At 65.5% G+C, this 17992-nt stretch carries 16 protein-coding genes; 11 read left to right on the top strand and 5 right to left on the bottom strand.

All coding sequences use genetic code 11. From position 1 onward, the window contains the following. The first annotated feature begins 121 nt into the window (after nt 1-121). The 10 genes from A3CW_RS0111560 to A3CW_RS0111515 all read left to right on the top strand — a co-directional run bounded on the left by A3CW_RS0111560 (nt 122) and on the right by A3CW_RS0111515 (nt 10546). Entirely contained in the window at nt 122-808 is a 687-nt protein-coding gene (locus tag A3CW_RS0111560) for a GntR family transcriptional regulator (RefSeq protein WP_028203715.1), read from the top strand. Nucleotides 809-1055: 247 nt separating this feature from the next. After that, on the top strand, nt 1056-1946 hold the full coding sequence (locus tag A3CW_RS0111555) for an alpha/beta fold hydrolase (RefSeq protein WP_028203714.1): 891 nt from the start codon (nt 1056-1058) through the stop codon (nt 1944-1946). Next, a complete protein-coding gene (locus A3CW_RS0111550) occupies nt 1939-2907 on the top strand; it encodes a flavin reductase family protein (protein ID WP_035512780.1) in 969 nt (322 codons plus the stop codon). The genes A3CW_RS0111555 and A3CW_RS0111550 overlap by 8 nt, the downstream gene beginning before the upstream one ends. A 91-nt stretch (nt 2908-2998) precedes the next feature. Then, the gene (locus A3CW_RS0111545) at nt 2999-4030 is read left to right on the top strand and encodes an ABC transporter substrate-binding protein (RefSeq protein WP_028203712.1); all 1032 of its coding nucleotides are present in this window, start codon (nt 2999-3001) and stop codon (nt 4028-4030) included. Between the two features lie 40 nt (nt 4031-4070). Then, on the top strand, nt 4071-4955 hold the full coding sequence (locus A3CW_RS0111540; protein WP_028203711.1) for an ABC transporter permease: 885 nt from the start codon (nt 4071-4073) through the stop codon (nt 4953-4955). 1 nt (nt 4956) lies between these two features. Then, nucleotides 4957-5751, top strand: coding sequence for an ABC transporter permease (locus A3CW_RS0111535; protein WP_028203710.1), 795 nt, complete (start codon nt 4957-4959; stop codon nt 5749-5751). A 16-nt stretch (nt 5752-5767) separates the two neighbouring features. Next, nucleotides 5768-6856 carry an ABC transporter ATP-binding protein gene (locus A3CW_RS0111530; protein WP_028203709.1) on the top strand — a complete coding sequence of 363 codons (1089 nt, stop codon included), beginning with the start codon at nt 5768-5770 and terminating at the stop codon, nt 6854-6856. An 11-nt stretch (nt 6857-6867) separates the two neighbouring features. Beyond that, nucleotides 6868-7575: a GntR family transcriptional regulator gene (locus A3CW_RS0111525; RefSeq protein WP_028203708.1), complete on the top strand. Its 708-nt coding sequence runs from the start codon at nt 6868-6870 to the stop codon at nt 7573-7575. 101 nt (nt 7576-7676) lie between these two features. Then, a complete protein-coding gene (locus A3CW_RS0111520; protein ID WP_028203707.1) occupies nt 7677-9137 on the top strand; it encodes an NAD-dependent succinate-semialdehyde dehydrogenase in 1461 nt (486 codons plus the stop codon). Nucleotides 9138-9172: 35 nt separating this feature from the next. Continuing rightward, the gene (locus A3CW_RS0111515) at nt 9173-10546 is read left to right on the top strand and encodes an MFS transporter (RefSeq protein ID WP_081771611.1); all 1374 of its coding nucleotides are present in this window, start codon (nt 9173-9175) and stop codon (nt 10544-10546) included. A gap of 99 nt (nt 10547-10645) precedes the next feature. Here the strand turns inward: A3CW_RS0111515 and A3CW_RS0111510 are convergent, their stop codons facing one another. The 4 genes from A3CW_RS0111510 to A3CW_RS0111495 form a co-directional block, all read right to left on the bottom strand. Further along, nucleotides 10646-12091: an aldehyde dehydrogenase (NADP(+)) gene (locus tag A3CW_RS0111510; RefSeq protein WP_028203705.1), complete on the bottom strand. Its 1446-nt coding sequence runs from the start codon at nt 12089-12091 to the stop codon at nt 10646-10648. A gap of 17 nt (nt 12092-12108) precedes the next feature. Further along, nucleotides 12109-13284, bottom strand: coding sequence for a fumarylacetoacetate hydrolase family protein (locus A3CW_RS0111505; RefSeq protein WP_028203704.1), 1176 nt, complete (start codon nt 13282-13284; stop codon nt 12109-12111). A gap of 141 nt (nt 13285-13425) precedes the next feature. Beyond that, a complete protein-coding gene (locus A3CW_RS0111500) occupies nt 13426-14655 on the bottom strand; it encodes a porin (protein ID WP_028203703.1) in 1230 nt (409 codons plus the stop codon). A 57-nt stretch (nt 14656-14712) separates the two neighbouring features. After that, complete coding sequence (locus A3CW_RS0111495) at nt 14713-15540, bottom strand: MetQ/NlpA family ABC transporter substrate-binding protein (RefSeq protein ID WP_028203702.1); 828 nt, start codon at nt 15538-15540, stop codon at nt 14713-14715. 217 nt (nt 15541-15757) lie between these two features. On the opposite strand from A3CW_RS0111495, the gene A3CW_RS0111490 reads away from it, so the two are divergent. Next, nucleotides 15758-16720 (top strand): sulfonate ABC transporter substrate-binding protein, encoded by a 963-nt coding sequence (locus tag A3CW_RS0111490; protein WP_028203701.1) that lies wholly within the window; start codon nt 15758-15760, stop codon nt 16718-16720. A gap of 60 nt (nt 16721-16780) precedes the next feature. On the opposite strand, the gene A3CW_RS0111485 is transcribed toward A3CW_RS0111490, so the two are convergent. Beyond that, nucleotides 16781-17977, bottom strand: a complete 1197-nt coding sequence (locus A3CW_RS0111485) for an acyl-CoA dehydrogenase family protein (protein WP_051481392.1) — start codon at nt 17975-17977, stop codon at nt 16781-16783. Nucleotides 17978-17992 lie beyond the last annotated feature (15 nt).

The raw sequence follows: 17992 nt of genomic DNA, 5'->3' as shown, positions 1-17992 counted from the left end.
GTCGTAAAAGCGGGGGCGAAAGCGCAGGCAGACGGAAAGCTGGACGTCAGTTGCGTCATAATATGGCATTCCATGTCCGCGCCCTTGTGCGCGGGCTTTCGTCCATTTCCTGTTGCCGCCTATGCAAGACCTCAAAATCGACCGCAATGCCAAGACCCTGCGTGAACTCACGCTCGACAAACTGCGCGGCGCGATAGTCCAGGGGTATTTCCGGCCGGGCACGCGGCTCGTCGAACGCACGCTGTGCGACGAGCTTGGCGTGAGCCGCACGGTGGTGCGCGAGGTGCTGCGGCATCTCGAGACCGAAGGGCTGGTCGAGATCGTCGCGCGGCAAGGGCCGATCGTGGCGCGGCTCGATCCCACGCAAGTGGGCGAGATCTACGAGTTGCGCGGGTTGCTCGAAGCCAACGCCGCCCGGGCCTGCGCCGAGAACGCCACGCCCGAAGTCGTGCAGCAGCTGCGCGCGATCCGCGCGATCATCGAGGACGCGTTCGAAAAGCGCGACCTGCCGCGCGTGGTGGAGCACACCGAGCGCTTCTATGAAACGCTGTTCGAAGCCGCCAACAAGCAGGTGTCGCTCACGGTCGTCAAGACGCTCAACGCGCGCATCAACCGCTTGCGCGCCTTGACCATCGCGATGCCGGGGCGCGGCGGCGACTCCAACCGCGAGATGAACCTGCTGCTCGACGCGATCGAGCGGCGCGACGGCGAAGCGGCCTCCGCGGCGTCGTTCGCGCATATCAAGCGGGTCTCCGAACTGGCGCTCTCGGCGCTCGCCCAGCAGAACGAGGGTCTCGGCGACGCCTGACGCCTTAGCTAGCTCGCCAGTCTAAAAAAGGCCGCCGGCACACGCCGGCGGCCTTTTCTTTTGTCTGTTCATTCAGGTCGATCGGGCGCCGCCTAAACCATGCCAGCGCGCCCACGGGTGATCTCATGGTATTCCATAATACGCAATGCATTGTTGTGGGCCATAAGATGGCATACCATAATCTCATCGAACACGATCTCCGGCGACTTTCCCCATCGCCCGAATCGTCGGATGGAGCCTGAATTCCATGAAGTCTGATTTCGCCCCAGAACGTGCCGTCTCGCGCGCTCAGCGCGGTCAAACCGCGGGTACGTGCTACAGCGTGTACGCGCCGCGATCGAGCGCTGCGTGCGAAACCGTGGTGCTGATCCATGGCGTGGGCATGAACCAGAGCGTGTGGGCGCCGCAGATCGATGCGTTGTCCGAATCGTTTCGCGTCGTCGTCTACGACATGCTGGGTCACGGCGAGAGCGCGCTGCCGAGCGCCCAGCCCACGCTCGACGAATACGCGGCGCAGCTCGAGTCGCTGCTCGACGCCATCCAGGTCGAGCGCGCACATGTGGTGGGGCATTCGATGGGCGCGCTCGTCGCGCTCGAATTCGCGCTGCTCAATGCGCCGCGCACGTTGAGCGTGGTCGCGCTGAACGCGGTCTACGACCGCACGCCGGCGCAGCGCGAAGCGGTGATGACGCGCGCGGCCAGTCTCGGCGACGCGCCTGCCGTGAGCGGCGTGGACGCGACGCTCTCGCGCTGGTTCGGCGACCCGATTCCGGGGCATCTGACCCAGGCGGCGCAGGCGGTGCGTACGCTGCTGCTTGCCGTCGATCCCGTGGGCTACGCGCGCACCTACCGTCTTTTCGCATCTTCCGACGCCGCGCACGTGGGGCGTCTCGCGAAGCTTGCGGTGCCCGCGCTCTTCCTCACCGGCGAGTGCGATCCGAATTCGAGCGGGCAGATGTCGCACGCGATGGCGGCGGTCGCGCCCCGCGCCCGCGCGGAAGTCATTGCGAACGCGCGCCACATGATGAACGTCACCGACCCGGAACGCGTCAACGCAAGCCTGCTCGCGTTTCTCGCCGAAGCATCGGCGACGCACGCAGCCAATACCGCCGCAAACACAGGAGAACGCCATGGCTGAGCCGATGACTGCCCGCCCCGCGCAACCGGCTTTCGATGTCGCCGAATTTCGCCGCGCACTGGGCGCGTTCGTGACGGGCGTGACCGTCGTCACGACGATCCAGCCTGACGGGTCGCCGCGCGGCTTCACGGCCAACTCGTTCACCTCGGTGTCGCTCGACCCGCCGCTCATTCTGGTGTGCATCGCGAAGACGGCGTCGAGCTATGCGGTGTTCTCGCAAACGCGCCGCTTCGCCGTGAGCGTGCTCGCCGAAGACCAGCAGCCGGTTTCGGGCGTGTTCGCTTCGAAGGCCGCGGACAAGTTTGCGCAAGTGCCCTGGAGCACGCGCAAAACCGGTGCGCCCGTGATGGACGGCGCGGCGGCGAGCTTCGACTGCACGACGCACGAAGTCGTGGACGCGGGCGACCACATCATCCTGATCGGCCGCGTGGTGGACTTCGTGCAAACGAGTTCGACGCCGCTTGGCTACTGCCGCGGCGCGTACGTGAACTTCAGCCTCTCGCAGGACGCGCTGGCCGCAGCCGGTGTGCGCGCGAAAGTGGGCGCGATTCTCGAGCACCGCGACGGCCTCGTGCTCATCGACACGCCCGATGGCGTGGCGTTGCCAACGGGCGTCAAGCTCGAACCGGCAAGCGACGCGGCGAGCCTGCGCGGCGTGCTCGCGAAGCTCGGCCTGCGCGCGCATCTCGACTTTCTGTTCGCCGTGTTCGAAGACGGCGGCGGCAAAGGCCCGGGCGAGCATATCTATTACCGCGGCCGCGTGATTCACAACGGCTCGCCCTGGCTCGACAGCAGCATCCGCATCGTGCCGCTCTCGCAGATTCCCTGGGACGAAGTGAGCGACGACGCCGTGCGCTCGATGCTCGAACGCTATGTGCGCGAACGCAAGCAGGACGCGTTCGGCATTTACGTGGGCGACAGCGAAGCCGGCACCGTGCAGTCGCTCGCCCTCGCGCATTGACAGCACGACACAGATCACAACCATGAAGCCGGCGCATTTTCTCGCAGCCGGCCTGACGAAGCGACAACCAACCGTTTCCCCGGAGACAGCCATGAGCAGCAGAAGCACCTCGTTTATCGCGCCGTTGTTCGTTGCGTGCGCAGCGACACTCGCAGCCGCGCCGGCACTGGCCGCGGACCCCATCGTCTTCACGAGCTGGGGCGGCACCACGCAATCGTCGCAGCAGAAGGATTGGGCGCAGCCGTTCACGCAGGCGAGCGGGATCACCGTGCTGATGGACGGCCCGACCGACTACGGCAAGCTCAAGGCGATGGTCGACAGCGGCAACGTGAGCTGGGACGTCGTGGACGTGGAGGGCGACTTCGCCTATGCCGCGCAGAAGGCCGGGCTGATCGAGCCGATCGACTATTCGGTGGTGAAGAAGGATGAGCTGGACCCGCGCTTTGCGTCGCCGGACGCGGTGGGCAGCTTCTATTACTCGTTCGTGCTTGGCTACAACAAGGCGAAATACACCGCTGCGCAGCCACAAACGTGGGCGGATCTCTTCGACACCAAGCGCTTCCCCGGCAAGCGCACGTTCTACAAGTGGTCGGCGCCGGGCGTGCTCGAAATCGCGCTGCTCGCCGACGGCGTGGCGCCTGACAAGCTCTATCCGCTCGACCTCGACCGCGCGTTCAAGAAGCTCGACACGATCAAGAGCGACATCGTGTGGTGGAGCGGCGGCGCGCAGTCGCAGCAGCTGCTCGCTTCGGGCGAGGCGCCGATCGGCATGTTCTGGAACGGCCGCCTGCACGCGCTCGCGCAAACCGGCGTGCCCGTCGGCATTTCGTGGAACCAGAACCTCACCGCCGCCGACATGCTCGTGATCCCGAAGGGCGCGAAGCACCGCGACGCGGCGATGAAGTATCTCGCCGCGGCGACGAGCCCGCAGGCCCAGGCCAAATTCGCGGCCGATACGGGTTACGCGCCGATCAACGTGAAGTCGGCCGCGCTGATGTCGCCGGCCATGGCGAAGACGCTGCCCGATCAATACAAGGCATCGCAGATCAACCTCGACATGAAGTACTGGGCCGAGAACCGCGATGCGATAGCGAAGCGCTGGTACGCGTGGCAATCGAAGTAAGCCAGACCCGACGTCGCTGACCGGTTCAAAAGGAAACATCATGCCCAACGTATTGAGTACCGTCGCGCACCCAGCCGCGGCGGCCACGCGCAAACGGCGCGACTGGCGCAGCATGCGGCTGCTGGCGCCCGCCATGCTGCTGCTCGTGATCTTCTTCCTGCTGCCGGTGCTCTCGCTGCTGCTGCGCAGCGTGCTGGAGCCGACGCCGGGCCTCCACAACTACCAGCAGCTGCTCGGCTCGACCACGTATTTGCGCGTGTTCGGCAATACGTTTCTCGTGGCGACGGTCGTGACGCTCGCCACGCTGCTCGTGGGCTTTCCGATGGCGTGGCTGCTCGCCATCGCGCCGCGCAAGGTCAGCGCCGTGTTCTTCGCGATCCTGCTGCTGTCGATGTGGACCAACCTGCTCGCACGGACCTTCGCGTGGATGGTGTTGCTGCAGGAAACGGGACCGATCAACCGCATGCTGATGGCGATTGGCGTGATCCACGAGCCGCTCTCGCTCGTCAACAACCTCACGGGCGTGACGATCGGCATGACCTACATCATGCTGCCGTTTCTCGTGATGCCGCTGCACGCCACGCTGCGCAGCATCGACCCGTCGACGCTGCGCGCCGCCGCCGTGTGCGGTGCGAGCCGCTGGCAGGCCTTCTGGCGCATTCTCGTGCCGCTCGCCATGCCGGGCATCGCCTCGGGCGCGCTCATGGTGTTCGTGATGGCGCTGGGCTACTTCGTCACGCCCGCGCTGCTGGGAGGCCCCTCGTACATGATGCTCGCGGAACTGATTGCACAGCTCGTGCAGGAACTCTTGAACTGGGGCCTCGCCGGCGCCGCCGCCTTCGTGCTGCTCGCCGTGACGCTCTCGCTGTATGCGCTGCAACTGCGCTTCACGCGCCATGCACGCGCAAGTCTCGGAGGGCGCTGACATGTTGCTCGATTTCGATCGTCTGGGCGCGCTGCGCTGGATGTTGCTGGCCGTGGGCGGGGCCGTCGCGCTCTTTCTCCTGCTGCCGATTGTCTTTATCGTCGCGCTCTCGTTCGGCGACTCGCAGTGGCTCATCTTTCCGCCGCCGGGCTGGACGCTCGAGTGGTACCGGCAGCTCTTCACCGATCCGGGCTGGATCGACTCGCTGCTCACGAGCGCGAAGCTCGCCGTGATCGTCACGGTGCTCTCCGTCGCAATCGGCTTTCTCGCTTCGCTTGCGCTCGTACGCGGCAAGTTTCGCGGGCGCAGCGCGGTGCAGGCCTTCTTCATCACGCCGATGGTGCTGCCGGTCGTGGTGCTCGCCGTCGCGCTCTACGCGTTCGTTCTGCGCATCGGAATGAACGGCACGATGACGGGTTTCGTGATCGGCCACCTGATCATCGCGTTGCCGTTCTCGATCATCTCGATCAGCAATTCGCTCGTGAGCTTCGACACGTCGCTGGAAGACGCGGCGCTCATTTGCGGCGCCTCGCCGTTCATGGTGAAGCTGAAGGTGACGTTGCCGGCCATCCGGCTCGGTCTCTACGCCGCGGCGATCTTTTCGTTCCTCGCTTCGTGGGACGAGGTGGTCGTGTCCATCTTCATGTCGAGCCCGACGCTGCAGACGCTGCCCGTGCGGATCTGGTCCACGCTGCGCCAGGACCTCACGCCTGTCGTTGCCGCGGCGTCTTCGCTGCTCGTTGCGTTGACAACGTTATTGATGCTGGCGGGCGCCGTAGTGCGCCGCGGCCGCTAATCGAGGTAAACAAGCCATGACTGCATTCCTGCAAATCCAGCGCCTGCGCAAGACCTACGACGACGTCGTCGCCATCGACCAGGTGTCGCTCGATGTGCGCAAGGGCGAATTCATGACGTTCCTCGGACCATCGGGCTCGGGCAAGAGCACGACACTCTATATCGTCGCGGGCTTCCAGGAGCCCACCGAAGGGCGCGTGCTGCTCGACGGCAAGCCACTGCTGGCGGTGGCGCCCAACAAGCGCAACATCGGCATGGTGTTTCAGCGCTATACGCTCTTTCCGCATCTCACGGTGGGCGAGAACGTGGCGTTTCCGCTGCGCGTGCGCCGTCGCCCCGAAGCCGAAGTCAAGGCGAAAGTGGAAAAGATGCTCAAGCTCGTGCATCTGTCCGAGTGCCGCGACCGCATGCCCGCGCAGCTTTCGGGCGGGCAACAGCAACGCGTGGCCATTGCGCGCGCGCTGGCCTACGATCCGCCCGTGCTGCTGATGGACGAACCGCTCTCCGCGCTCGACAAGAAGCTGCGCGAGGAAATCCAGCTCGAATTGCGCCGCATTCACCAGGAGACGGGCGTGACGATTCTCTACGTCACGCACGATCAGGAGGAAGCGCTGCGCCTTTCCGACCGCATCGCCGTGTTCAACAAAGGGTGCATCGAGCAGGTCGGCACGGGCGAGGAGCTTTACGCGAACCCAGCTTCGCGCTTTGTCGCGAGCTTCATCGGCAATTCGAATTTCCTGCCCGTGAAGGTGACGAAGAATAGCGAAGGCCGCATGAACGGCGTGTTCCCCAACGGCCATGAGATCGCGTCGGACGCCTTCAATCCGGCACTCAGCGCCGGCGACGACGGCACGCTGATGATCCGCCCGGAGCAGATGCGCATCAGCGCGCTGCAAGGCGCAAACGGCACGACAGGCTTGCCCGTGACCGTGCGCGACGTCACCTATCTCGGCGACGCCATGCACTACGCGGTGGCCACGCCGTGGCAGCAGGAGATCTCGATCCGCATGCCGGCGGCGCATCGCCACGACGGCGGCATCATGATCGGCACGCAGGCGCTCGTCGACTGGGACGCGCGCGACGTGCGCCTGTTCGCGCAAGCGTGACGGCGGCTGTCATGAATGACGCACTGCCATCGCTGCGGGTCGAACGCCCCACGGCCACGTTGCGGGAACTCGCACTCGAAAAAATGCGCACGGCCATTCTGGAGGCGCATTTTCATCCAGGCGAGCGGCTGGTCGAGCGCTCGCTGTGCGAGATTCTCGGCGTGAGCCGCACCGTGGTGCGGGAAGTTTTGCGGCATCTGGAAACGGAGGGTCTGGTCGACTCGATTCCGAACCAGGGGCCGATCGTCGCCGTGCTCGACTTCGAGACGGCGGCGGAGATCTACGAAATACGCGCGCTGCTCGAAGGCGAAGCCGCCATGGCGTGCGCGCAGCATGCCGACGAGCGCACCGTCGCGGATCTCGCTGCCTTCATCGATCGGATTCAGGCGGCCTTCGAAGCGCAGGACCATCCGGCCGTGAGGGCGCTCACCACGGCCTTCTACGAGCGCATGTTCGTTGCCGGTCAAAAGCGCGTGGCCTGGGAAATCGTGCAGTCGTTGACGGCGCGCATCAACCGCTTGAGAGCCCTGACGATCGCTTCCGACGACCGCGGCCGCCAGGCCGTCGATGAAATGCACCGGATTCTCCGCGCCATTCAAGCCGGAAACGCGGCCGCTGCACGCGAGGCCGCGATCGCGCATGTGGACAGAGTGGCCGAGATCGCCCGCAATCTGCTGGCGGAAGGGCACGAGCATGTGTCGTGGCGTCAGGCGGGATAACGGAGCCTGGCTGTACTGATTGTTAGCGCGCTCTGCCGGAGCGATTTGCTTCTGGCGGAGCGTGGCATCAACCCGAATTTTTTGCATCGAAGGAAAGTCACGTGGAATTGAAGACCCTGTTGAAGGACGCGGCGCTGTTGCGCCATCAAGCTTATATCGACGGGCAATGGTGCCCCGCGGACTCGGGCGCGAGTTTCGACGTGTTCGACCCGGCAACGGGCGCGACGCTCGGCAGCGTTCCTTTGATGGGAGAGGCCGAAACGGCGCGGGCCATCGAGGCGGCCAATGCCGCGTGGCCAGCATGGCGAGCGCGCACGGCCAAGGAGCGGGCGTTCGTGATGCGCCGCTGGTACGAACTGATGATCGAGCATGCCGACGATCTCGCGCTGATCCTCACCGCGGAACAGGGCAAGCCGCTCGCGGAAGCGAAAGGCGAAATCACCTACGGCGCGTCGTTCATCGAATGGTTCGCCGAGGAAGGCAAGCGTGTGGCGGGCGACACGCTCGCCACGCCTGCATTGGACAAGCGGCTCGTGGTCATCAAGGAGCCGATCGGGGTTTGCGCGGCCATCACGCCGTGGAATTTCCCCACGGCGATGATCACCCGCAAGGTGGGCCCGGCGCTCGCGGCAGGCTGCCCGATCGTCGTGAAGCCCGCGGAAGCCACGCCGTTTTCCGCACTCGCACTCGCGGTGCTGGCGGAGCGGGCCGGCGTGCCCAGGGGCGTGCTCAATATCGTCACCGGCGATCCCAAGGCGATTGGCGGCGCGATGACCAGTAGTCCTGTGGTTCGCAAGCTGTCGTTTACCGGTTCGACGGGGGTGGGGCGATTGCTGATGGCGCAAAGCGCGCCCACGGTGAAAAAGGTGACGCTCGAACTCGGCGGCAACGCGCCTTTCATCGTGTTCGACGACGCCGATCTCGACGCCGCGGTGGAAGGCGCCATCGCCTCGAAGTACCGCAACAACGGCCAAACGTGCGTCTGCACGAATCGCTTCTACGTGCATGAGCGCGTTTATGACGCGTTCGCCGCGAAGCTGGCGACAGCCGTGAAGGGGCTGAAGGTCGGGCACGGCACGGAGGGCGGCGTCACGCTGGGACCGCTCATCAACGAGGCAGCGGTCAGGAAGGTCGAAGCGCATATCGCCGATGCGGTGGTCAAAGGCGCGACGCTCGCCACGGGCGGAAAGCGCCACGCGCTCGGTCATGGCTTTTTCGAGCCCACCGTGCTGACCGGCGTCACCGCGCAAATGGATGTGGCGAAAGAAGAGACGTTCGGCCCGCTCGCGCCGCTGTTCCGCTTCTCGAGCGACGAAGAGGTGGTGAAGCTCGCCAACGACACGGAGTTCGGACTCGCTGCCTACTTCTACAGCCGCGATATCGGCCGCATCTGGCGCGTGGCCGAGCAGCTCGAATACGGCATGGTGGGCATCAATACCGGCTTGATCTCGAACGAGGTGGCGCCGTTTGGCGGCGTGAAGCAATCGGGTCTGGGCAGGGAGGGGTCGCACTACGGCATCGATGACTATCTCGTCATCAAGTACCTGTGCATGGCGGTTTGATCGCCGGATTCACACAAAAAAAGGGAGCACGCGCCATGAACACGTCGTCATCGAGCCGCGCCGAGGTCACGCTGGATCGCGCGCAAAGCGAAGCCGGGCACCGCCTCGATACCGCGACCGTTGCGATACCCACTCGCGTGACGGTGCGAGTCGTCGCGATCTGCCTGGCGATGATCCTTGCCGAAGGCTATGACGTCGCCATTTACGGCGCTGTGCTGCCCATGCTCACGCATGGCACCGACTGGTCCTTGTCGGCGCTGCAGCTGGGCGCGATCGCCAGCTGCTCGCTGGCGGGCATGATGATCGGCGCAATGGGCGCGGGTACGCTCAGCGACGTAATCGGTCGGCGCCGCATGCTGCTCGGCAGCGCGGCGCTCTTTTCCGCGATGATGGCGGCCGCCGCGCTCGCGCCCACGCCAGCGTGGTTCGTCGTCGCGCGGATCGTGGGCGGACTTGGGTTGGGCGGCGTCGTGCCGACCGCCGCGGCGCTCACCGTCGAATACTCGCCGCCTGGGCGCCGTTCTTTCAACTATGCCCTGATTTACACGGGATATTCGCTGGGCGGCATTCTGGTCGCGCTGCTCGCGATGAACTGGTTGCCCACGCACGGCTGGCGCTTGCTGTTCGGCGTGGGCGCCGCGCCGCTCATCCTCGTGGCGCTCACGGCGCGCCATTTGCCGGAGTCGCTGGAGTTCCTGCTGGCGAGAAACCGCATGGAGGAGGCGCGCAGCGTCGCCCGAACGCTCGGCGTTCGTCATTCGGCGCTCGAGAACGAAGCGGGAGCGAAGGCCGTGCACGCTACAAACGCCGAGAAAGCCACGCCGATTCGCGCGCTGTTCGACGCGTCCAACATGCGCGCCACCCTGGCGTTCTGGATCGCGATGTTCATGGGCTTGCTCCTGCTCTACGGACTGAGCACCTGGCTGCCGCAACTGATGCGCAAGGCCGGTTTCCCGCTCGGATCGAGCCTCGCATTGCTGGTGACGCTCAATTCGACCGCGGCGTTAGGCTCCCTGCTTGGCGGCGCAGTAGCCGACCGCCTCGGTTCGAAGGCCGTGGTCAGCGTGCTTTATCTGCTTGCGGCAGCCAGCCTGTGCGCGCTGCCGTTCGCCCATGGCACGCTGCAAACGTACGTGCTCGTGGGTATTGCCGGGGTGGGCACGATCGGGAACACGATGCTGCTTGGCGCGTATATCACGCGCTACTATCCGCCCCGTAACCGGGCGACGGGCATTGGCTGGGCGCTAGGCATCGGGCGCTTCGGCGCAATCGCCGGACCGTTGATCGGCGGCGCGCTGGCACAAGCGGGTGCGCCGCTGCCGTGGAATTTCTACGCCTTTGCGGGCGCGGGCCTCGCAGCGGCGCTTGCGGTGCTCGCCGTTCCGAAGCACGCTGCTGGCAGCCAGTAACAAAGGGCGGCGTCGCAGGCGCTGAAAGTGAAAAGCGGAGACCGGATTCAATCTCCGGTCTCCGCTCTTTTTTGCTGCTTCAATCGTGCGCGTGGCGCCTTATGCCACTGCCGTTCCGCTCGTCGCGGCAATCGCCCACTGCGGCGCATCCTGCAACGCTACGGGGCGCAGGAAGCGCTCGATCGCCGCATAGCCGACCGAGGTGGTTTGCGGCTGCGTCGAAGCGGGCCACGGGCCGCCGTGCTGCTGTGCATCGCACACGGCGACGCCCGTTGGCACGCCGCCAAACAGCACGCGACCTGCGATACGTTGCGCAGCAACGGCGAGCGCGCGATTGGCCGGCGTATCGGCTTGCGCGCCCCACAGCGTGACTGTGAGCGAACCTTCGACCGCGCCGAGCACGTCGAGCGTCTGCGCCTCGTCGCGCACCTTCACGATCAGCGCGGCCGGGCCGAACATCTCTTCGTGCAGTGCCGCGTTGGCGATGAACGTCTGTGCATCGGTTTCGAACAGACGCGGCGCGGGCGCTGCGGCTTCTTCGTCGTGTGCCGGCGCGGCGAGACGCACGCGCACGTCCGTCTGGCTCGCGATATGCGCGGCGGCGCTTTCGAAACCGCGGCGCATGGCGGACGTGAGCATGGCATGCGGCTTTTGCGCGGACAACGCTTGCGCCAGCGCCGCTACGAAGCGCTCGCCATTTTCGTCGTCGCGCACGACGATCAACCCCGGGCTCGTGCAGAACTGCCCGCAGCCCATCGTGATCGAGGCAGCAAGGGTGGCAGCAGGCGTGTCGACGCCTTCGGCGAGCGCTGACGGCAGCACGACGAGCGGATTGATCGAGCCGAGTTCGCCATAAAACGGAATCGGCCGGCGACGCGCGTTGGCCGCGCGCCACAGGGCCACGCCGCCCTGATACGAACCCGTGAACGCCACCGCCGCGACGTCGGCATGACCGACGAGATGCACGGCCGCCTCGCGCGAAGCCTGATCGACGAACGCAATCACGCCTTCGGGCAAGCCCTGTTCGCGCAGCACACGCGCGGCAAGCGCATGCACGCGGCGCGACAGTTCGGGATGGCCCGAGTGCGGCTTGACGATCACGGTGCAACCCGCAGCGAGTGCAGAGGCCGTATCGCCGCCGAGTACCGAGAACGCAAACGGGAAATTGCTCGCGGAGAACATCGCCACCGGCCCCAGCGGCAATTGCACGCGCGTGAGGTGCGGGCGGCCCGCGGGCGGTGCGCCGGGCACGGCTGCGTCGTCGACGTGGCGATTGGCGATGCCCGCTTCCACGCGCTCGGCAAAGCCGCGCAGCTGAAACGCGGTGCGCGCGAGCTCGCCATTCAAACGTGCGGCGCCAAGCGACGTTTCTTCGTCGGCGATGGCGACGAGTTGCGCGGCGTCGCGTTCGAGCGCGTCGGCGAGGCCGCGCAACAGGGCGCTGCGCACGGCGCGCGAAGCCGCGCCGTAAAGGGCCTGCGCTTCATGCGCGAGCGCGGCGGCTTCGTCGATACGCGCGAACGTCACGTTGTTTTCTGTCTGCATTACGAATTCACTCCAGATTAAAAAAGACCGCGCTCGGCGAGATTGGTATAGAGGGCGCGCACGCCGAACGTCCACGGTTCGATTTCGGTGCAAAGGCGCACGGTGTTGACGATGGCGCCAAGCGGCGGCGCGCTGATCGTGACCCGGTCGCCGAGGTGATGCGTGAAGCCGCCGCCGGGCGCGTCGCGGTCCTTGATCGGCGAGAACATCGTGCCGAGAAACAGCATGAATCCGTCCGGATACTGATGATGGCGGCCCCATGCCTGCGAAACGAGATCGAGCGGGTCGCGGCTGATTTCCTGCATGTGGCTCACGCCTTCGAGCAGGAAGCCGTCGTCCGTGCCTTCCACGCGCAGCGAGACGCTGGTGGCGCGAACCGTGTCGAGCGTGAAGGCTTCGTCGAATAAACGAATGAACGGGCCGATCGCGCACGAGCCGTTGTTGTCCTTGCATTTGCCGAGCAGCAGGGCGGAGCGGCCTTCGATATCGCGCAGGTTGACGTCGTTGCCGAGCGTCGCCCCGACCACTTCGCCGCGGCTGTTGACCGCAAGAACGATCTCGGGCTCGGGGTTATTCCACGCCGAGGCGGGATGCAGGCCGATATCGGCGCCGAAGCCCACCGCGGACATCGGCTGGGACTTCGAGAACACCTCGGCGTCCGGACCGATGCCGACTTCCATGTATTGCGACCACGCGCCTCGGCGCTGAAGTTCTTCCTTCAGTTTGGTCGCGGCCTCGGACCCGGGCTTGATTGTCGAAAGATCGGTGCCGATCAGCTTCGTGATATCGGTGCGCACGTCCTGGGCTTTGGCGGGATCACCGCCGGCCTGTTCTTCGATCACGCGTTCGAGAAGACTCACCGCGAACGTCACGCCGCAGGCCTTGATCGCCTGCAGGTCGCAGGGCGCGAGCAGCCAGGGGCGATCCGCGGGGCGATCGCCCGCGAAGCTGTGTTCGAGCAGCGCCTCGGCCGTGCCGAGCAGCTCGCCGGGCGTGTGGCGCACGACATCGAGCAGATCGTCGTAGTCGAACAGGTCGGCCGTGGTGGGGGCCACCTCGGAAATATCGAAGACCATGCCCCCGCGCACGACGACGACGCAGGGTCCGTCACCCTCCGGGGTGGGCCGCCAGACGCGGCCGACGAGCAGCGCGCTATCGAGATCGTGCGGGAGATAAGCGGATGTTGAGGACATGGCAGGCATTCCGGAGTGAGTGTTGCGACACGCATCGTAGGGCGGATGCGCGTGCGCGTCCAAAGGAACGCCTCTTTGTCCAACAGGCTGGACGATCGCGCGGCCCGGTCAAACTGACCGGGCCGCGGCTCGTATTGCGGGTTAGAAGAGGTGCTTGATGCCGGCCGACACCGCAACCTGATTCGAGGTTGTCGAGGGCGAGAGATAGCCGATGTCCGCGACCGCCTGGCGGCCCCACGAGTCGACGCCGCTTGCATGCTGGTACGCAGCCGTTGTGTACAGTTCGGTGGCTTTCGAGAGTGAGTAGCCGGCGCCCAGATTCCACTGCTCATAGCGCGCGCCGCCCGTCCCGTTCAGGTTGCCGCCGTTCGTGTAATCGAACGAGGTGCCTACGCGCAGGAACGGCGTAACCTGGTAACGCACGCTCGCCCCCACCGTATTGAACGAGGCCGTGCCGTGGTAGTTCTGCGTGTTCAGCGCGGCAGTGGCGCCGAGGTCGCGATATTGCGTATTGGACCAGGCGAGGCCCAGGATGGCCGACCCGATCGTCCAGGTCGAGGCCACGGCGACCGTCTGCTGCGTGCGGGCGGAGGCGAAACCCGAGATGGACGGGTTCGATGCCGGCGTCGTGGCGGACCCGGCGGAGCCGAGATTGTTGCCGGTGGCGCTCGCATTCGCATTCGTGCCATAGAGCGAAGTGTTCGGGTTGCGCGCGTTGATGATGGACGCCGCGACCGCAACGCTCGGCCCGGTATAGCTAACGCCCGCGGACCAGTACTGGTTCTGCGTGAAGTTGCCGGCTATCCCGCCCAGGCTGTACAGCGCGCCGAACCGGAATCCTGCGAAGGAGTCCGAACTGTACTTGATCGCGTTGTTGATGCGGTGCGTGAAATTCAGATTGTCGTAGTCGGCCGGATGGATCGCGAGGTTGCCGAAGTACCAGGCGTAGAGCAGCGGCGACACATAATCCACCGCGGCGTCGGACTGGCGCCCGAGCGAGGCGATGCCGTAATTGGGTGCGGTGACCCCGATCCAGGCCTGACGGCCGAACAGGGTGCCGCCCTGGCCGAGCGTGCCGTTGCTGACGCTGAAGCCGCTTTCGAGCACGAACAGCGTCTTCACGCTGCCGCCCAGATCTTCGGTGCCTTTCAGGCCCCAGCGGCTCGAACTCGGGCCCGAGGTGCCGCTGTCGAACTGGGCGACCTGGCCGCCACCGGTGGGCTTGCCACCGGCAGGCGTTGCCGCCGTCTGAACGTTGTTCGTGTAGGTCACGTTGCCCGTGACGATGCCGTAGAGCGTCACGCTACTTTGGGCATAGGATGCGACGGGGGACAGTGCAATGGTAGTGAGCGCGAGAAGTGTTCTTTTCATGGTTGTGGGCTTATTCAAGCCGTGGTCGAGGCAAAAGCATCGGAAACATCGAACGAGTTAATGCGGAAAATAATCGGGCAGGCGATAGCCCTGGTAGGTCGGGTTGCGCAGGATCGCCGCACGGAACTCGTCCGAACGATAGGCCGCGACGATATCGGCCGTTTCCTGTGACTGACGGTTTGCCGATTTGACGACCACCTGATTCACGTAAGGCGAGCGCATTTGTTCGAGTGCGAGTGCTTCGGTCAGACGGTGCCCGCTGGAAATGGCGAAGTTGCCCTGGATGGCCGCGAAATCGACGTCCTCGAGTGCGCGCGGCGCCTGTGCGGTTTCGAGCGGGACGATGCGAATGCCGGCGGGATTGGCAACCACGTCACGTTCGGAGACATCGACGGGATTGGGATTCTCGCGAATGCGAATCCAGCCGATCGCCTGGAGAATCTTGAGCGCACGTTCGAGGTTGACGGGGTCGTTCGGCACGGCAACCGTTGCGCCGGCCTTCACCTCGGAGAGCGAATGATGGCGGGTAGAGTAGAGGCCCATGGGTGGCGTCGGCACTTGCACGACGCCGACGAGGTCGGTGCCGTTCCGGTCGTTGTATGCCTTCAGATAGACGCTGTGCTGCATCACGTCGGCGGCGATTTCGCCGTGCCACACGGCCTGGTTCGCCTCGAGCCCGGTGCTGAAGTTCACGTACTGGATGGTGTAGCCCTTGCGCTTGAGCTGCGGCTCGACGCCTTCGCGGAACTCGTCGGCGTACGGTCCGGGCACAAAGCCGACCCGCAACACGTGCGCGGCGTTATCGGCGGCGTGGACCGCCGGCGTTTGCAGCGCAAACAGCGCGATAGTGGAAAATAATATTTGGATAACTAATCGATATCGCATGATGAGTGACTTCGTGATCTGGAAAGGCCGATTATGGTTGGGGCTTTCGTGGGCGGCCAATATTAATTCGAGATTTACATATCGGATGCCTGCATGGATTACGAAACCGCGTGGTTATCTTTAGCGGGAATTAGAAGCGCAGGATTTGATGGTTTTCACGCTGCCGCGCGGCTTATAACATCGGCTTCTTTCTTATCTATCGCCGAGGCAGCCACGCATGAACGCACGCCGCAACTTCATTCGAATCTCAGCCAGAGCCGCTGCGCTCGCCGCCTTGCCGGTGCTCAGCGCGTTACCCGCGCGCGCGGCCAACGCATCGCGTACGCTGCGCATAGGCAATCAGAAGGGTTATCTGAGCCTGCTGAAAGGACGCGGCACGCTGGAGAAACGGCTGGCTCCCCTCGGTGTCGCGGTCACATGGACAGAGTTCGATGCAGGCCCGGTGCAACTCGAAGCCCTCAACGTCGGCTCGATCGACTTTGGCGACGTCGGCGAGGCGCCGCCCATCTTCGCGCAGGCGGCCGGCGCGCCGCTCGCCTATGTCGCGGCCACGGTGCCACGGCCGCAAGCGGAAGCGGTGCTCGTGCCGCACGCCTCGGCCATCCGCAACGTGGCGGATCTCAAGGGCAAGACCATCGCGCTCAATCGCGGCAGCAACGTCCATTATTTCCTCGTGAAGCTGCTGCAGGCGCACAACATTCAGTATGGCGATGTGAAAATCGTGTTCCTCGCGCCCGCCGATGCGCGCGCGGCGTTCGAGCGCGGCGCCATCGACGCGTGGGTGATCTGGGATCCGTTTCTCGCCGCCGCGCAAAAGACCCTCGACGCCCGCATTCTCGCCGATGCGAGCGGCGTGGTCGGCAACCGCGCCTACTATTTTTCGTCGCTCGGTTACGCGAAACAAAACCCGGATGTCATCAAGATCCTCATCGACGAATTGAGTCAGATCGATCAGTGGGGGCAGGCTAACCGGGCCGCGCTCGCCGCCCAGCTCGCCCAGGTGTGGGGCCTGCCGAACGATGTGGTCAGCGAGGCGATCGGGCGCGTGCAATTCGGCACGGGTCCGATCACGAAGGCCATCCTCGCCGAGCAGCAGCAGATCGCCAATACCTTCTTCGACCTCAAGCTGATTCCGAAACGCGTAAACGTGCTCGAAGCGGCAGCGCCAGGAATCGTTTAGCGCGACGATTTTTTCATCAGCCCCGGCCGCTTCCCGCGCACGCCGGGGCTTTCTCACAACTCACAAGCCCAGCGCGCGACGCGCCGCCATGGCGCGCAACAAGCTGTTGGAGGGCGCGTGAATGCGTGCGCACTGCACATTGCGGTGATGGCGCTCGAGCGGATTGTGCCGCGCAATCCCGTGGTTGCCCGCGAGTTCGAGCGCGATATCCACGGCCTGAATGGCGTTGTCCACCACGTTGTGCTTGACGACGGCAGACAGCTCGGCGGGCGCGGTGCCTGTGTCGATCGCTTCGGCATGGGTGCGCAGCAGCCAGTCGTTGCTCGCCAGCAGCATCTCGATGCGCCCCACGCTTTCCTGCACGATGGGAACGGTGGCGAGCGCGGCACCCCCTAACGCGGCGGGCTTGCGCTCGGTGAGGAAGGCGAGCAGCCAGTCGCGCGCCGCACGCGCCGCGCCGTCGTAGACCGTACCGACCAGGCTGAAGTACCACGCCGTGGCGTGCGGATCGCGCTGCACGCCGAGATGGGCCGGCCTCAAGCCGACCACATCGTCGACGGAAATCGCCACGTCCGTGAACACCACATCGTGGCTCGCACTCGCCCGCACGCCTAGCGGGTCCCAGGTCTCCACGATGCGCACGCCCGCCGCCTCGCGGGGCACGAGAAAATGGCCGAGACGCGGCTCCGGTTCGTCGGTGCGGGCGAGCACGTTGATCCACGTAAGCAAGGGCGCGCCCGTCACATAGAGTTTGTGTCCCGTGATGCGCCACGTGGCGCCTTCGCGGCGCGCGAGCGTTTCCGGCAGGCCGCCGTGCGAGGGCGAACCGAGCGCCGGCTCGACCTGGGCCGCGTTGACGAGCGCGCGGCCTGCCACGCTCGCCCGCGTGAGGCGCTGCGCGAGCGCCGCGGGCCAGTTGCCTGTGTTCTCGCGCGCGTCGTGCACGATCATGGCGTGCTGGCTGTAGTGCATCGAGAGAATGAGCGCGACCGACGGATCGCCATAGGCGATTTCGGCCACGATTGCGCGCGCCAATGCGAGCCCCGCGCCGAAGCCGCCGTCGCTGCGGGCGATATTCGCGCGCAGCAGGCCCGCTTCGCGCAACGCGTGGAATTGATCGAGCGGCGGGGCGGCATTGCGGTCATGCTCGTCGGCCACGGTGGCAAACGCGCGGCCGAGCCGCGCCGCGCGCTCGAGCAACGCGGTGGCCTGATCCTCGTCGCGCGCGAGCGCGGCGTCCGGAGTGAATGCGTTCACGGTGCTCTCCCTGGG

Source organism: Paraburkholderia nodosa DSM 21604 (assembly GCF_000519185.1).
Taxonomy (GTDB): domain Bacteria; phylum Pseudomonadota; class Gammaproteobacteria; order Burkholderiales; family Burkholderiaceae; genus Paraburkholderia; species Paraburkholderia nodosa.
The sequence above is the reverse complement of the archived record's forward strand: the minus strand, read 5'-3'. Positions and strand labels throughout refer to the sequence as shown.

Bases quoted from the DNA above. Each gene is read 5' to 3' on its own strand.
- A3CW_RS0111530 (WP_028203709.1), top strand. From the start codon at position 5,768: ATGACTGCATTCCTGCAAATCCAGCGCCTGCGCAAGACCTACGACGAC.
- A3CW_RS0111540 (WP_028203711.1), top strand. From the start codon at position 4,071: ATGCCCAACGTATTGAGTACCGTCGCGCACCCAGCCGCGGCGGCCACG.
- A3CW_RS0111550 (WP_035512780.1), top strand. From the start codon at position 1,939: ATGGCTGAGCCGATGACTGCCCGCCCCGCGCAACCGGCTTTCGATGTC.
- A3CW_RS0111500 (WP_028203703.1), bottom strand. From the start codon at position 14,655: ATGAAAAGAACACTTCTCGCGCTCACTACCATTGCACTGTCCCCCGTC.
- A3CW_RS0111535 (WP_028203710.1), top strand. From the start codon at position 4,957: ATGTTGCTCGATTTCGATCGTCTGGGCGCGCTGCGCTGGATGTTGCTG.
- A3CW_RS0111545 (WP_028203712.1), top strand. From the start codon at position 2,999: ATGAGCAGCAGAAGCACCTCGTTTATCGCGCCGTTGTTCGTTGCGTGC.
- A3CW_RS0111505 (WP_028203704.1), bottom strand. From the start codon at position 13,284: ATGTCCTCAACATCCGCTTATCTCCCGCACGATCTCGATAGCGCGCTG.
- A3CW_RS0111510 (WP_028203705.1), bottom strand. From the start codon at position 12,091: ATGCAGACAGAAAACAACGTGACGTTCGCGCGTATCGACGAAGCCGCC.
- A3CW_RS0111525 (WP_028203708.1), top strand. From the start codon at position 6,868: ATGAATGACGCACTGCCATCGCTGCGGGTCGAACGCCCCACGGCCACG.
- A3CW_RS0111555 (WP_028203714.1), top strand. From the start codon at position 1,056: ATGAAGTCTGATTTCGCCCCAGAACGTGCCGTCTCGCGCGCTCAGCGC.
- A3CW_RS0111495 (WP_028203702.1), bottom strand. From the start codon at position 15,540: ATGCGATATCGATTAGTTATCCAAATATTATTTTCCACTATCGCGCTG.
- A3CW_RS0111515 (WP_081771611.1), top strand. From the start codon at position 9,173: ATGAACACGTCGTCATCGAGCCGCGCCGAGGTCACGCTGGATCGCGCG.
- A3CW_RS0111560 (WP_028203715.1), top strand. From the start codon at position 122: ATGCAAGACCTCAAAATCGACCGCAATGCCAAGACCCTGCGTGAACTC.
- A3CW_RS0111490 (WP_028203701.1), top strand. From the start codon at position 15,758: ATGAACGCACGCCGCAACTTCATTCGAATCTCAGCCAGAGCCGCTGCG.